General features: G+C 64.6%; 15 protein-coding genes. 9 read left to right on the top strand and 6 right to left on the bottom strand.

Going from position 1 to position 14,292, the window contains the following annotated elements:
* The first annotated feature begins 4 nt into the window (after window positions 1–4).
* The 7 genes from BLR92_RS16380 (at window position 5) to BLR92_RS16410 (ending at window position 4,458) form a co-directional block, all read left to right on the top strand.
* A complete protein-coding gene (locus BLR92_RS16380) occupies window positions 5–430 on the top strand; it encodes a hypothetical protein (protein WP_089730356.1) in 426 nt (141 codons plus the stop codon).
* Between the two features lie 12 nt (window positions 431–442).
* Complete coding sequence (locus BLR92_RS16385) at window positions 443–1,258, top strand: hypothetical protein (RefSeq protein ID WP_089730357.1); 816 nt, start codon at window positions 443–445, stop codon at window positions 1,256–1,258.
* A gap of 53 nt (window positions 1,259–1,311) precedes the next feature.
* On the top strand, window positions 1,312–1,722 hold the full coding sequence (locus tag BLR92_RS16390) for an acyl-CoA thioesterase (protein ID WP_089730358.1): 411 nt from the start codon (window positions 1,312–1,314) through the stop codon (window positions 1,720–1,722).
* Window positions 1,719–2,189 (top strand): Cys-tRNA(Pro) deacylase, encoded by a 471-nt coding sequence (gene ybaK, locus BLR92_RS16395; protein ID WP_089730359.1) that lies wholly within the window; start codon window positions 1,719–1,721, stop codon window positions 2,187–2,189. The genes BLR92_RS16390 and ybaK overlap by 4 nt, the downstream gene beginning before the upstream one ends.
* Window positions 2,190–2,337: 148 nt before the next feature.
* Complete coding sequence (locus BLR92_RS16400; protein ID WP_089730360.1) at window positions 2,338–2,859, top strand: DUF501 domain-containing protein; 522 nt, start codon at window positions 2,338–2,340, stop codon at window positions 2,857–2,859.
* Window positions 2,860–2,894: 35 nt separating this feature from the next.
* Window positions 2,895–3,437 (top strand): LOG family protein, encoded by a 543-nt coding sequence (locus BLR92_RS16405; RefSeq protein WP_089730361.1) that lies wholly within the window; start codon window positions 2,895–2,897, stop codon window positions 3,435–3,437.
* Window positions 3,438–3,474: 37 nt separating this feature from the next.
* Window positions 3,475–4,458, top strand: coding sequence for an NAD(P)H-quinone oxidoreductase (locus tag BLR92_RS16410; RefSeq protein ID WP_089730362.1), 984 nt, complete (start codon window positions 3,475–3,477; stop codon window positions 4,456–4,458).
* 340 nt (window positions 4,459–4,798) lie between these two features.
* On the opposite strand, the gene BLR92_RS16415 is transcribed toward BLR92_RS16410, so the two are convergent.
* On the bottom strand, window positions 4,799–5,293 hold the full coding sequence (locus tag BLR92_RS16415) for a 3'-5' exonuclease family protein (protein WP_245704242.1): 495 nt from the start codon (window positions 5,291–5,293) through the stop codon (window positions 4,799–4,801).
* A 49-nt stretch (window positions 5,294–5,342) separates the two neighbouring features.
* Window positions 5,343–5,861 (bottom strand): tetratricopeptide repeat protein, encoded by a 519-nt coding sequence (locus BLR92_RS16420; protein WP_089730364.1) that lies wholly within the window; start codon window positions 5,859–5,861, stop codon window positions 5,343–5,345.
* Window positions 5,862–6,125: 264 nt separating this feature from the next.
* Here BLR92_RS16420 and yaaA point away from each other — a divergent pair, with 264 nt between their 5' ends.
* Window positions 6,126–6,908, top strand: a complete 783-nt coding sequence (yaaA, locus tag BLR92_RS16425) for a peroxide stress protein YaaA (RefSeq protein ID WP_089730365.1) — start codon at window positions 6,126–6,128, stop codon at window positions 6,906–6,908.
* Between the two features lie 118 nt (window positions 6,909–7,026).
* Entirely contained in the window at window positions 7,027–7,842 is an 816-nt protein-coding gene (locus tag BLR92_RS16430) for a Tim44 domain-containing protein (RefSeq protein WP_089730366.1), read from the top strand.
* Window positions 7,843–8,062: 220 nt separating this feature from the next.
* Here the strand turns inward: BLR92_RS16430 and BLR92_RS16435 are convergent, their stop codons facing one another.
* The 4 genes from BLR92_RS16435 to BLR92_RS16450 are packed head-to-tail and all read right to left on the bottom strand — an operon-like array spanning window position 8,063 to window position 14,145.
* A complete protein-coding gene (locus BLR92_RS16435) occupies window positions 8,063–10,345 on the bottom strand; it encodes a tRNA(Met) cytidine acetyltransferase TmcA (protein ID WP_089730367.1) in 2,283 nt (760 codons plus the stop codon).
* A gap of 55 nt (window positions 10,346–10,400) precedes the next feature.
* Window positions 10,401–12,608: a xanthine dehydrogenase family protein molybdopterin-binding subunit gene (locus tag BLR92_RS16440; protein ID WP_089730368.1), complete on the bottom strand. Its 2,208-nt coding sequence runs from the start codon at window positions 12,606–12,608 to the stop codon at window positions 10,401–10,403.
* An 11-nt stretch (window positions 12,609–12,619) separates the two neighbouring features.
* A complete protein-coding gene (locus tag BLR92_RS16445) occupies window positions 12,620–13,615 on the bottom strand; it encodes an FAD binding domain-containing protein (protein ID WP_089730369.1) in 996 nt (331 codons plus the stop codon).
* Window positions 13,612–14,145 (bottom strand): (2Fe-2S)-binding protein, encoded by a 534-nt coding sequence (locus tag BLR92_RS16450; protein ID WP_089730370.1) that lies wholly within the window; start codon window positions 14,143–14,145, stop codon window positions 13,612–13,614. The genes BLR92_RS16445 and BLR92_RS16450 overlap by 4 nt, the downstream gene beginning before the upstream one ends.
* Between the last annotated feature and the right edge of the window lie 147 nt (window positions 14,146–14,292).

A 14,292-nucleotide genomic window follows, 5' to 3' on the forward strand; every position in this document is an offset into this window, starting at 1 on the left:
GAACATGCCTGAAAGCCTCTTCTATGCCAAGGCCATGCGTGGCGCTTCGCGTCTGGTCGGCCATTGGCTGCTGCTCGGCCAGGCCGCCCCCGATCGTCTGGCGATGATTCTCGCCGACACCGCCCGACTGGCCAAACTCGGCGAGCCCGAAGACACCCCCAGCGGCGCCACGCTCGGCGAGTGGAGTGGCGATCGCCAACCTCCTTTATGGGCAGCACGCACCGCGCTGTTCCTGTTGGTGCAGATGCCCGCCCGGCCGATACCGCGCGACGATCTCGAGGCCGCCGCCTGGGCTTATTGCTGGCTGCGCAACCGGCGCTTCGACGATTTCACGCAGGCCCATCAGGCGCTTCCCGAACATCTGCGTGAAACCCTGCAGGCGGCACTGGAACAGGCCTGGGCCGATCGACAGTCACAACGCTTGATATAAAGGAGCCTTTGCATGGAAGTGCCGTTTGCCTGGCAGGTCGCCAAGCTGCTGGCGTCGGTGGGGATCGTGCTGGGTCTATCGATGATCGCCGAGCGCGTCAGTACGCGTGTCGCCGGGCTGCTTTCAGGCTACCCGCTGGGCACCGCCATCGCGCTGTTTTTCATCGGCCTGGAGATCTCGCCGGGATTCGCCGCCGACAGCGCCGTGCATACCCTGGCGGGCTTTAGCGCCACGCTGGCACTCGGCGGTGGCTACCTGCTGTGCGGTCGGCGCGATGGCTTACCTGGTGTCGCGGCCGGTACCGCCGGGGGCATGGCCGCCTGGCTGGCGGTCAGCGCCGTGCTGGCCACTATCGACTTCAATCGCCTGGGCGGCACGCTGACGACGCTGGTGGCCATCGCAGCGTTCACCTGGCTCTACCGTCGCGTGCCGGAAGCGCGCACCGGCGCGCGTGGCGGGTTCTCGTGGCCTGCTCTGATCATTCGTGCCGCGCTGGCCGCCGCGATCATTTTTCTGATCACCGGGCTCGCCCATGTGCTGCCCCCGGCTTGGGCCGGGCTGTTGGCGGCGTTTCCGGTGACCATGTACCCGTTTTTGGCGATCCTGCACCTGACCCACGGCGCCGCGCCAGTGGCCACGGTCATCAAGCACTACCCCGCCGGGCTCGGTTCGCTGTTGTGCTATGCGCTGTGCGTCTCGTTGACGTACCCGACGCTGGGCCTGGCGCTGGGCACGCTGGCCGGTTTCGCCGTGGCGACGCTATGGCTGCTGGCGTGGACGCGCATGCAGTCCTGGTGGCAGCGGCGCCAGCTCGCGACCAACACTTGACCTAGCGCTTGCTCGGGTCAATCCTGAGGCTTTGATCTGCCAAGAGTCACACCATGTTCACACGCACCCTGGAACCCGCTTTCTACGACACCGATGCCCTCGGCCATATCAACAACACCCGCTTGCCGGCCTGGTTCGAATGGGCCCGCAACGACCTGTTCCGGCTGTTCACCCCCAATCTCGATCCGCGCAAGTGGGCATTGATCATGGCGCGCATGGACGTCGAATACCGCGCCGAGCTTTACTATGGTGAGGAGGTCGAGCTTCGCACTTGGCTAACGCGGCTCGGCAATAGCTCGTTCACCGTGACCCAGCAAGCCTGGCAAGGCGGTCGCCTGGGCGCACAGGGCAATACCGTGATGGTGCATTACGATCACGCCGCCAAGCGAGCCGCGCCGCTGCCCGAGGCTATCCGTGCCGAGTTGCAGAAGCACGTTCAGGAGCCCGCCGAGGCCGAATCGTGACACCCGCCGTGCGCGCGCTTCAACGCGCGGGAATCGACTTCGAACTCCTCGAGTACGCTCACGACCCGGCAGCTCCCGCCTATGGCGAGGAAGCCGCTCGCGTGTTGGACCTGGCGCCGCAATCGGTATTCAAGACGTTGCTGGCCAGCATCGATGGGAAGCGACTGGTCGTGGCGCTGGTGCCGGTCGCCGGCAGCCTGGATCTCAAGGCGCTGGCGCGCGCCGCGGGTGGCAAGAAGGCCGTCATGGCCGACGCTGCCGCCGCCGAGCGTGCCACGGGCTACGTGGTCGGCGGCATCAGCCCGCTGGGCCAGAAGCAGCGCCTGGCAACATTCATCGATGCCAGCGCCGAGAGCCTGTCGCGTCTGCATGTCAGTGGTGGGCGGCGCGGCCTGGAAATCGCACTCGGCCCCGCCGACCTGCAACGCCTGACCGAGGCCAAGCTGGCACCGATCGCCCGCGGCTGAGCCGTTCCCGAGCGGTGATTTGCCGTTTCGCTCCTGCGGCGACTATCCGCATCCGCTTGTTGACGATTGGCCCTAGCGCTTATGATGCCCCGCTCATCCGGCTCTCTCGGGCCCATAACCCTTGACGACTTTCCGCGGAACCCAGCCGATGTTGCTCCAGACCAATCAGCCCCCCACCGAACATCAACTCGCAATCATTGCCGAGCAGCTTGGGCGTGCCCCGCGCGGCATTCAGGCGGTAGCCGCCACCGATGGCGAAGGCACGCCGCTGGTGCTGCGCATGGAGTCGATCGTCGATGGCAAGCCCTTTCCGACGCTGTATTGGCTGTGCTCCGATCACCTCAAGGTCGTGCTGTCACGCATCGAGGCCAGCGGCGTGATCAAGAACCTGGAAGCTCGGCTTCAGCAGGAACCCGAATTTCTAGCCGCCTACCATCGCAGCCATGAAGACTACGTCGCCCAGCGCTGGCGACACATGCACGCCGAACACCACGATCAGGCCGAGCGACTAGGTTATGCGGCGCTGTTTCGCGAGCGCGGTATCGGCGGTATCGCCAATTGGGACCAGGTGCGTTGCCTGCATACCCAATATGCGCATCACCTGTGCGGCGACAACGTCATCGGCCAGTGGCTGGATGCGGAATATGGCGTGATCGATACGCTGCCCTGACGGATAGTAAGAAGGCGTTAAACAAGGAGGACGGCATGTCACGAATCTGTGTCTACCTGGGCGCGCGTGAGGGCCATGATCCACGCTTTCGCCAGGCGGCGATCGAACTGGGCCAAGGCATTGCCAGCCGTGGCCTCGGCCTGGTTTACGGTGGCGCCCGCATCGGCTTGATGGGCACGCTCGCCAATGCCGCGCTGGAGGCCGGCGGCGAGGTCATCGGCGTCATGCCGCATCATCTGGTCGAGCGCGAGATGGCCCACCACGGGCTGAGCCAGTTGATCCACGTCGACAACATGCACGAGCGCAAGGCCAGCATGGCGGCGCATGCCGATGCCTTCATCGCCTTGCCCGGTGGCATCGGCACCTTGGAAGAACTGTTCGAAGCCTGGACCTGGCAGTATCTTGGCCTGCATGACAAGCCGCTCGGCGTGCTCGATGTCGCCGGCTTCTATCAGCCACTGCTGGGTTTTCTGGATAACGCCGTCAGCCAGGGCTTTCTGGCCGCCGAGACGCGCTCTGCGTTGCAACATTCAAGCGACCCCGACATCCTGCTCGACACGCTCATGGCGCGCCTGTAATAGCGCCGAATCCATCCCAGCTTCGGAGTACAACGCCATGTATGCCATCGGCATCGACGACAAGACACTCAACTGGGGCGAGCAACCGGCGCCGGGACCGCTCGGTGCAGATGACATTCGCATCCGGGTCGCCTGGGCCGGCATGAACCGCGCCGACGTAATGCAGCGCGCCGGCAGTTATCCGCCACCACCCGGCACCTCCGAGATTCTCGGCCTGGAAGTCAGCGGCACCATCAGCGAGGTCGGCCCTGGCGTGGAGCGGCTGCGTCCCGGGCAACAAGTCTGCGCGCTACTGGCCGGCGGTGGCTACGCCGAGGAAGTCGTGGTGCATCAGGCCCAGGTCCTGCCGCTGCCCGATGGCTTCGGCCTGCGCGAGGCGGCAGCGCTGCCCGAGGTGTTCGCTACGGCCTGGCTCAACCTGTTCATGGAGGGCGCGCTGCGTCATGTCGATGGCCAGGCCGAGCGGGTGCTGCTGCATGCCGGTGCCAGCGGTGTCGGCACCACCGCCATCCAGCTGTGCCGTACTTTCGGCCATCCTTGTTTCGTCACCGTGGGTAGCGAGAGCAAGCTGGAGAAGTGTCTGGCGCTGGGCGCCGAGGCCGGCTGGAATCGCCATCAAGGCAGCTTCGTCGAGGCGGTGAAGGCGTGGGGCGGCGCGGACATGATTCTCGACCCGGTGGGCGGCAACTATCTGGCCGACAACCAGCAGGTGCTCAACGCCGATGGCCGGCTGGTATTGATCGGCCTGATGGGCGGGCGCAAGGCCGAGCTCGACATGGGGCGCATGCTGATGAAGCGTCAGCGGCTGATCGGCTCGACGCTGCGCAGCAAGTCGCCACAAGCCAAGGGGGCGATTCTCGATGGCCTGCATACGCATGTCTGGCCACGCCTGGCACGTGGCGAGCTACGACCGCTGATCGATCGTGAATGGCCGATCCAGCAGGCCGGAGAGGCCATGGCGTATCTGGAAAGCAATGCCAGTTTCGGCAAGGTACTGCTCGCCGTCAGCGGCGAGGGCTAATCCGCTCGGGGAATCGCTGAATAAATCGACGAGCGGAATGAAGCGGGCGTCGCTACGTCGCAAGGAGCCCGGAGCACAGAAGAAGAGACATAACGTACAGTTAGGCTGTTCTTCGACCGGGCTGGCGTACCAGCACCGCGTGACCTGCGATTCTTCGGGGACGCCGAGTCCGTGCAGGCATTTATGCAGTGGTTCCTTAGAGGGTGTTTACAAAAGTCACGAGCGACGACCAGACAAGGCGAAATCGGGCGAAGAAGCGGAGTTTACAAACGGTAAATGAGCATTTTTGAGCACGATTTCAACGCAGAATGGGCGAGCGCAGTAATTTGTAAACACCCTCTTAGGCCCCGGCTTGCCGTGTACGCAGGTAGGTGAGTTGCAGCAGCCGGGCATCTTCACCGGCGCGATGGCGGACAATGCCCCGCTCGCGAACCAGCGCTTCCTTGGTGGATTTCCAACGCGATAGCTGGGGCTCGCTGAGTAGCCGACGCAGCGCTTCGAGGCGAAATCGCGGCATCATGCCGGCATGATGAAACAGCAGCGACAACCAAGTGTTGTCATAGCCCCAGCTATCGCTATAGGCAAGGCCAATCTCGCTGAGCTCATCGTTCAGCCAGCGCGCCACTTCACTGACCGGACGCCCTTCGCGTTGCAGGCGCCCACGCGAGATGCCATGCAGCAGTTCGGCCTTGGAATCCCAATGCATCCACTCGTTCAGCGGTTGAATCAGAAATGCGCAGGTGCTGCCATCGGCCCGCGCCAGGCCGATCTCGATTGGGTAGCTGCCACGGCCAAAGCCGGACGCTTCGATATCGAGCAGAGTGGGCAGCGTCACGTCATCACGTTCCTGTCTCATGCAACCAAGGCAGTCTGCGCCGTCTCGATCAGTGCGTCTGGCTCTGCTCGGCGCTGTCGGGGTTGGCCAACGCAAGTTGGCGGTCGGCCAGTGCCTGCCACTGTGCGGCATACTGCGGGGAGACCGCCAGTCCCAATTGTCCGTTGCGATAGGCGCGAGCCAGGCGCTCGGCGGCCAGGGTGTGGCCAGCCTCGCCAGCGCGGGCATACCAGGTCACGGCGTGATCGTCGCGACACGGATACTGGGCGCAACCATGCTCGTATATTCGCCCGGCCTGATATTGGGCACACGTGTCGCCGTCCTGCGCTGCCTGTAATACGTAGCGCGCGCCACGGGCCTTGTCCTGCGGAGTCACGCCGCGATGGAACAACATGTGACCATAAACCGATAGCGCAGCGGTATGGCCGGCATCGGCGCAGCGCTGAAACAAGTGCATGGTCAGCCGCTGGGTACGGGGTGAGCGCGGCAGTAGCCAGCGTGTATGAAATAGCTGCTCGGCCAGTCGATATTCGAGCCGGGTGAACAGCGAAGATGATACCTGCGGCATGCTTAACACCTTGAAGCCAGTGTACCTTGGTGACGATGACGTGCGGCTCCACCCTGAGCCAGTCCGTGCCCCATTCTACGGCTCGCCGCCCAGCCTCGCCGGCGCGACGGGCCGCAAGCATACGCCCCCGACCAGCCCGACTCAACCCTCGTTCAGCACCCGCGCTAGAGCCGCCTACCCGACAGACTATAGGGTCGATAGTAGGGTCGGTACCGGCCCCTTGATATACTGTCGCCATCGACTCGACGAATCAGGAGCGTTCCCATGCTGAGCGTGATCTCCCCGGCCAAAACGCTGGATTTCGACACACCGCCCACCACCGATATCTACACCCAGCCCGACTATCTGACCCAGAGCCGCGAGCTGATCGGCACCCTGCGCGATTACTCACCGCCACAACTCTCCGAACTGATGGGCATCAGCGACAAGCTGGCCGGGCTCAATGCCGCACGCTATGCCGAGTGGGCGACACCGTTCGATCTCGACAATGCCAAGCAGGCCGCTCAAGCCTTCCAGGGCGATGTCTATGTCGGGCTCGAGGCATCGAGCTTTAGCCAGGACGACAATGCCTTCGCCCAGGATCATCTACGCATCCTCTCGGGGCTGTATGGCATGCTGCGCCCGTTGGACCTGATTCAGCCCTATCGCCTGGAAATGGGCATTCGTTTGCCGAATGCCGCCGGCAAGGATCTCTACGCCTTCTGGCGAGAACGGTTGACGCGCGACCTGGACGCCGCAGTCGCCAGGAGCGGCTCGCCGGTGCTGGTCAACCTGGCCTCGAACGAATATTTCAAGGCCATCGATCACAAACTCCTCCAAGCTCGCATCGTCACCCCGATTTTCAAGGATGCCAAGAACGGCCAATACAAGGTCATCAGCTTTTACGCCAAGAAAGCTCGTGGGCTGATGAGTGCCTGGCTGATTCGCCAGCGCATCGACGACCCTGAACGGCTCAAGGATTTCGATGTTGCCGGCTACCGTTTCAGCCCCGCCATGTCGGAAGGCAGTACACTGGTCTTCACTCGTGAGGAGAATGCCGGCAATTGATTCGGTGGGGTAGGAAACCTGGCTGCAGGCCCGACTCTCTTTAGGGATGCTCTTGCAGCACAATAGTCGTTAAAATACCGGTAGTTTTTTCTTTGGCGTTCACTTTAAGGAATACACCATGCGCAACCTGGTTGTCATGCTACTGGTTGGTCTGCTCGGCTTTGGCTTGGCGGTCGACCATGCCGAGGCCAAGCGCTTCGGCGGTGGCAAAAGCTTCGGCTCCTTTTCACGCTCGGCATCCAGCACATCGAGCACACCCAGCCGTATCGCCTCCACGCCACAGCGGACGCCTTCCAAGGGACTCTCGCGCTTTGCCGGCCCGTTCGCCGGGCTCCTCGCCGGTGGTCTGCTCGCCTCATTGTTCTTCGGCGGTGCCTTCGACGAGTTGCGCATGGTCGATATCCTGCTGGTCGCCGGTGCCATCTGGCTGGCCTTCCGGCTGTTCGGGCGCCGCCGAACCGCAATGTCAGGCGGCCCGCGGACCTATTCCGAGCACGTTACGCCGCATAACGGGCCCCAGGCCTTCACCGCCACCGGATCAAGCGGTGGTAGCACGGCAGCCACCCCCGCCTGGTTCGACAAGGAGCGTTTCCTGAACGGCGCCAAGGAGCACTTCATGACTTTGCAGCGCGCCTGGGATAACAACGACCTTAGTGGCATTCAGGAGTATGTAACCCCAGCGCTCTACAACCTGCTACGAGAGGAGCGCGCCAATCAGCCTGCCAATAACCGCACCGATATCGTGCGCCTGTTCGCCGAACTGAGCGACGTACAAGAGCGTGGCAAGCAAGCCGAAGCTACCGTGCTATTCCATGGCATCATGGATGAGAATGGCGAGCACAATGAGTTCAACGAGACCTGGCATTTAGTACGTGAGTTGCGCGATGGCGCGCCTTGGCATATTCAGGGAATCGAACAGAACTCCAACGCCTGACATTTTCATTGGCCAGATACACGAAAACCGGGCCAGCAGACAAACCTGTCAGCTGTGCTCGGCCGAATTTTCATAACGCTCCGGCCCAACCGGCTTCGTCTTTCGCAGAACCGCCTACGACTCCTTCTTCGACGACTAACGTCGGGGTTACGGCTGCTGGATAGGCTGCCGAAAAAACCATCAGCACTATAGCCTCCCTCGGCACCCTCGGTTCTTGAAGCTAGCGCTCGAGATAGCAATGGAGCCGCCCCGCCAGAGCCCGCCAGCGTGCCAGACGGGCCTTGCGCCCCACTCCGCCGTTGATCGACCCACCACCCTGAAACAGTGGCGCAACCAGTTCCAGCAAGTCGACGTCGCGTGATGCCGGCGGTGTGCTGCGCCACCAGACCAGCCAGGCCTCGGCAAGCCAGGGGCGCGCCAGCGCTAGCTCGCCGCCGCCCAGCGCGAACCACTCGATACGTTCCAGCGTCTGCGTGCCGAGCGCCGGCGCTTCGCCCTCGGACAATAGTGCCGCCGCCAGCTCGGGCTCGAGTCGAGTGAGTTCATGGGCCAGCAGGCTGGGTAGCAGGCGCTGGAAGTCTTCCGCCAGGTGTCCGATAGCCTTCTCGACCGATTCATGCAGCGCGCGGCCCATCATCAGCGCGTGTTCGCCGCTGGACGCCTCACGCGATAGCCCCAGGCGCAGCGACACGAAACCCTGGGCACGCCAGAAGTCGATCAGCCCCACCTCGCCGCCGAAGCTCACGCCGAGGCGTTCGATGCCATCGTCGGCGACGCTCGTGGCCAATTGCTCGATCAGCGCGCTGCCCAGCCCACGCCGACGTGCCGCCGGGTGAACGGCGATGCGCGCGATGCGACACCAGCGCGCCTCGGCGGCTTGGCGGTGGCCACCGTGCGTCGCCAGCGACTGCGCCAGCAAGTGCCCACGCGGGCGACGCTCGCCGCGCCAGATCGCCGCCGCCAGCTCTGGCGGAAAGCCGCCTTCGTCCTGGGCCAGGCACACCCCCACGCAACGCTCGCCGACATAGGTGGCGAGCAGGCGCACGTCGGGGCCATCGAGCAATTGACGCAGATCGGCGGGAGTAGTTCGGTAATGTGCCTGCACCAGCAGTCCGAACAGTTCACTAAGCGCACGTTCATCAGCGGCCAGTGCTGCACGGTCGAGGCTGATCAGGCGTGGCCCATGCACGTTCAGCGCCTGGGCGACCGTCGTGTCGGCGGCGGGCTCGGCATCGAGCAGCAGCAACTCGCGGGTCAGCGCCTCCAGCGGATCGCCCTCGGCCCAGCGTACCGGCTGGCTCAGGTGGTATTCGCGCCAGTCGGGCGTATCGCGTTCGAGGCGCGCGCGGAAACGCACCGCGAAGCCGCGCCCGGTGCCTTCGTAGCCATGCACGGTGGTAGCGAAGGCGATGCGCGGGAAGGCCGCCAGCCAGCGCGCCAGCAGCGGTGTGGGGATCGCCGCCGCCTCGTCGACGAACAGCGTGGGCGGCGAGCGCGCGTCGATGTCGTTGGATTGCAGCGCATCGCTTACACCATCGGGGGCGATAAAGCGCACCTCGGCGTGCGCGCCGTCGATCTCGACATTGAAGCCGTTATCTTCACGTCGACCCTGCGGCAGCAGCACGCTCAATCGCTCGAAAAAGGGCTCGACCGCCGCCGGGCGTGGCGCGGTAATCCATAGCCGGCGCTCGCCATCGAGCAGGCGCCGCGCCGCACCGATGCCCAGCGCCGCGCTCTTGCCGCGCCCACGGTCGGCGCTGAGCACCAGCGGGCGACGCCGACGCAGGCGGGTCAGTCGCGATACCGCCTCGACCTGATCGCTGGTCAGGCAGGCGCTATCACCGGGGCTCGCATCGGGACTCGAAGCATCATCGCTCGCTGCCGGCGTTATCGCTGGCAGCGCCAATCTTGGCATGGTCTGCCCCGTCGGCCAGTGCAGCGCCAGCGGCGATACACGCAGCAAGCGCGCCAGCCGTGCCAGATAGCGCGCGCTCAGATCGCCGACCTCATACGGCCAGGCGGCGAGTCGCGCGTAATCGGCATCCACGGCGGGCGTGCCTGTATGCCATGGCTTTTGCCATGATGGGGGCGTCAACAACACCAGCAGGCCACCGGCACGCAGCGTGCCGGATACCGCGCCGAAGGCATCCGGGTCAAAACCGGCATTTGGGGATACGGCATCGATCACCACCAGGTCGTGCTCGCCGCCCAGCCGGGTGCGCGCCTTGGCGGCGGGCAGTGGCGAGACGCCGAGGGCATCGAGCTCTCGTTTCAGTTCCGGCCCCAACTCTTGTTCGAGCTCCGAACCCGGTTCTTGTTTGAGCTCCGACCCCAGCTCTGGCCCCAACCACAGCGGCGACTGCCAGGCGCGGGCTCGCCACAGCGCCAGCGCGTGCGATAGAGCCTCGCCGGGCACGCCGCCGATCCACAGCAGGGCGCGCTGGTGACGCGCGCCGAGTTCGCCGAGCAAGGCGTCAAGCGCGATGAAATCGTCATCTGTCATGGCGCACAGGATGCGTCATTGGCGGTCTCGGCACCAGTCGCCGTTAGCGAACCAATCAGTCGGCCAGCAGCTTGTCGATGGTGATCGGCAGGTCGCGAATACGCTTGCCGGTGGCGTGATGAACCGCGTTGGCGATCGCCGGGGCGACCCCGGTCAAGCCGATCTCGCCGACCCCGCGCGCGCCGAACTCGTTGAAGGCGTAGTCGGGGTTGTCGAGCAGTTCGACGTCGATTTCCGGCATATCGGCGTGGCAAGTGACGATGTAGTCCGAGTAGTTGTTGTTGATCAAACGCGCATCGCGCGGGTCGTATTCGAGCTTTTCGAGCAGCCCCATGCCGATGCCCATGACGATGCTACCCTCGACCTGATTGCGCGCCGTGGCGGGATTGATCGCCCGACCGATATCGAAGCTGCTGACCACCCGTGCGACGCGGATACGCGAGATGCCCGGGTCCCAGCGCACCTCGACGAAGTGCGCGCCGAACGAGCGAAAGCTGTACTGCTTGCGCTCATCGCCGGGTGCCGTGTCGCCATCGCCATTGACGCTGCCCAGCTTGTGATCGGTCAGAATCTCGCTGAAGGAGGCGCGTTTACCCTGCTCGTCGAGCAGTGCGCCGTCCTCGAGCGTGAGCGTCTCGGGATCGGCACCGGCGAAGGCGCCATTCTCGGCGGTGGCGACCTCCTTGAGTTCATCGATAGCGGCGCGCACCGCCTTGGCCACCGCCGGCAGCGTGGTTGCCGTGGCCATCGAACCACCGGACAGCGGCCCGGCGGGCAGGCTGGATTCGCCCAGGCGCACCTCGATGTGCTCGATCGCCACGCCGGTCAGTTCGGCCACGGTCTGAGCGATCACGGTATAGGTGCCGGTGCCGATATCCTGAGTGCCACAGGCGGCCATGATGCTTCCATCGGCCCGCAACTCGACCCGCGCCGCGCAGGGCTGACGCCCGGCGAACCACGAACTGGTGGCCATGCCCCAGCCGAGAATCTCGTCGCCCTCCGTCATCGAGCCGACGACGGGATCGCGACGGGCCCAGCCGAAGCGCCGCGCCGCGCTGTCGTAGCAGGCATCGAGATGCTTGCTCGACCACGGCAGACCCTTGGCGGGATCGTCACGGCTGTCATGGCGTCGGCGCAGTTCCAGCGGGTCCATGTTCAGGGCGATGGCCAGTTCGTCCATCGCGCACTCCAACGCGAAGATGCCCGACGTTTCACCCGGGCCACGCATCGGGCACGGAGTGCCGTGATTGACTTCGAGCAGGTGCTGGCTGATCGCAACGTTGTCGCAGGCGTACAGGCTCGGCGACACCGAACCGATGGCATCGACGAACGTATGTACCAGGGAGGTTTCGGTGGCGCTGTCGTGGTGGATTGAGAGCAGCTTGCCCTGCTCGTCGGCGGCCAGGCGCAGGCGCTGTCGCGAGGCCGGACGATTGCCGCCGCAGGTCATGTCCTGCTGGCGCGGCAACACGGTCTTCACCGGGCGACCCAGCTCGCGCGCCGCCGCCACGGTAGCCACGGCATGCGGCCACATGAACAGCTTGTTGCCGAAGCCCGAGCCGATATAGTGCGAGATGACCTCGACATCCTCCTCGGCGAGACCGAAGACGCGCGCCATGGCCTTTTGCTGATAGATCACGCCCTGGGTCGATTCGTGCACGATCAAGCGGTTATCGCGCCACTCAGCCAGGGTGGCGTGGGGCTCCATTTGCATATGGCTTTCGGCGGCGATGCTGTAGGTCTGGTCGAGCTTGACCGGCGCCTGCTCGAAGGCGCCATCGGCGTCGCCGCGAACCTGACGCTTGGCTTCGAGCGGCTGGCCATCGGCTTCGCTATCCAGCAGGCTACCGATCGCTCCCGCGTCCTGACGATACTCGGCGCGAACCGCCTGCGCGGCGGCGCGCGCCTGCTCGAAGCTCTCCGCCACCACCAGCGCGACGTATTGGCCCGCGTAGTGGATGCGCGAGTCCTCGAAGGGCAGGCGCACTTCGCTGACTTGGTCCTGATGCGCCATGCTATTGGGCGAGCGGGATAGCTCTGGAAAATTGCCGTCGTAGAAGATCTCTACCACGCCGGGCATGGCCAGCGCTTCTTCGAGATGCAGCGCGACCAGATTGCCGTGGGCGATGCTCGCCGGCACCGGGTAGCCGTAAAGCATCGCCTCGGCTTGCCAGTCGACGGTGTAGTCGGCCTTGCCGGTCAGCTTGTATTCGCCATCCACTCGCGGGGTTCGATGGCCGATCACCCGAGTCTGAGTTTCCATCCTTGGCCCCCTTAGCGGTTTACGGATGCTGCAACGGCCCGGCTCAGTGCCCGCGCGATGGCCTGGCGCGCCAGCGGAATCTTGAAGGCATTGTGCTCGCGTGGGATCGCGCCGCGCATCGCCACCTCGGCGGCACGCTCGAAGGTCGCCGTCTCGGCGGGCTGGTCGCGTAGCGCCTTTTCGGCCTCGACGGCCCGCCAGGGCTTGGTGCCAACGCCACCCAGCGCCAGGCGCGCCTCATCAATCGTGCCGTCCTTGACGGCGACCACCGCGCCGGCCGAGGCCAGGGCGAATTCGTAGGAAGCGCGCTCGCGCAGCTTGAGATAGTGCGAGCCGGCACCTTCGACCGGGGTATCGAGCGTGACATGGGTGATCAACTCACCCTCCTCGAGTTCGTGTTCGAGATCCGGCCGATCCGCCGGCAGTCGATGGAAATCGCCAAACGCCATCTCGCGCGTCCCGTTCGGGCCTTCGAGGGTCAATGTCGCGCCGAGTGCGGCCATCGCCACGCACATGTCCGAGGGGTGGGTGGCGATGCAATGCTCGCTGACGCCGAGCACCGCATGCATGCGATTGATGCCATGCAGGGCATCGCAGCCACTGCCGCGCTGGCGCTTGTTGCAGGCCGCCGCCACGTCGCGAAAATACGGGCAACGGGTGCGCTGCATGACGTTGCCGGCGGTGGTCGCCATGTTGCGTAGCTGGGTGGACGCCCCGGAAAGCAGTGCCTGGGACAACAGCGGGTAGTGCTCGGTGACCAGCGGATGGTGGGCCAGATCGGTATTGGTGACCGTCGCGCCGATGCGCAGCCGACCGTCGTCGAGACGTTCGACATCGTCTAGCGGCAGACGGCTGACATCGACCAGTCGCGCCGGGCGCATCACGTCGAGCTTGACCAGATCGATCAAGGTGGTGCCACCGGCGATAAACGCGGCACCGGCATCGCTCGCATGGGCCTGCACGGCCTGATCGATTCGCGCGGTGGGTTGAAAGGCGAACTCTCTCATGGCGACTCGCCCTCCGTGCGTTGCGGGGAGACGTGTCGGCGGGCGTCCTGAATCGCGCTGAGAATGTTCTTGTAGGCCCCACAGCGGCAGAGATTTCCGCTCATCGCTTCGCGCACCGCGGCGTCGTCATCGGCGATGCGCGAGTCCTCCAGCAGTGCCGCCGCCGACATCATCTGCCCCGGCGTGCAGAAGCCGCATTGATAGGCATCGTGCTCGAGAAACGCCTGTTGCACCGGATGCAGGCCGACATCGCTGGCCAGGCCTTCGACGGTGGTGATGTGCCGACCTTCGCACATCACCGCCAGGCGCAGGCAGGAATTCACCGCCTGGCCGTCGATGTGCACCGTGCAGGCCCCGCACTGGCCGTGATCGCAACCCTTCTTGGTCCCGGTCAGACCCAGCCGGTCGCGCAGTGCGTCGAGCAATACCACGTTGGGTGGCAATGTTAGCTGGCAGGGCTCGCCATTGACGGTCAGGTTCACCGTCGTCTCGCCGGATCCCTGCGAGCGCGTTTCGGAATGTTCCATCATGCCGATCCTCCTCATCGATAACCACGATAGGACGCAGGCCGTCAGGCAGGTTGTCTTCACAAGCTAGGAGAGGATCGGCGACACGACAAACCGGAAACTATCTATGGAATCGCTGAATAAATTGCCGAACCGAATGCAGGGCAAGGC

It is taken from the genome of Modicisalibacter muralis, assembly GCF_900102945.1.
In the GTDB taxonomy this organism is placed as follows: domain Bacteria; phylum Pseudomonadota; class Gammaproteobacteria; order Pseudomonadales; family Halomonadaceae; genus Modicisalibacter; species Modicisalibacter muralis.